Annotated in this window: 1 pseudogene; it reads right to left on the bottom strand. The window is 65.7% G+C overall.

The features are described from left to right. Positions 1-345 (bottom strand): annotated as a pseudogene (locus GSQ92_RS29900) (error-prone DNA polymerase); the annotation flags it as partial. Between the last annotated feature and the right edge of the window lie 119 nt (positions 346-464).

Genomic DNA, 464 nt, shown 5'->3' with positions numbered 1-464 from the left:
CGAATTGGCGGCCGATCCGCGCCCCTGGCAGAGGATGCCGCGCGATCGGGCAAAGAGCACCATCTCGTGGACGGTCAGGAAATAGGGCGCGTATTCCAGCTCCTGGATCAGCTGCAGCTCGTGCGCAATCCGCGTCAAAATGTCGTCCGGAACACCCTCCGGCCAGCGGAGCGCGGCGGCCTCATAGACGCGGTCGGTGAGCGTCTCCAGCGGTTCCCGGCCCGGCTCCAGGATCTCTTCCGGATATTCGTGCCTGAGCTGATCGAGCGAGAAGCCCGAGCAGGCATCGAGGATACGGATGGTATTGTCGAGTGCATCCGGATGGGCGGCGAAGAGCCGGCCCATTTCATGAGCGCTCTTGAGGCAACGCTCGCCGTTTCGATCGGCCGCGAAGCCGATGCGATCGACCGGCACGCCGAGGCGGATCGCGGTCAGCACGTCCGCGAGGCGGCGACGATCGGGAC

The sequence above is a fragment of the Acidisoma sp. S159 genome (assembly GCF_009766125.1).
GTDB lineage: Bacteria > Pseudomonadota > Alphaproteobacteria > Acetobacterales > Acetobacteraceae > Acidisoma.
The sequence above is the reverse complement of the archived record's forward strand: the minus strand, read 5'-3'. Positions and strand labels throughout refer to the sequence as shown.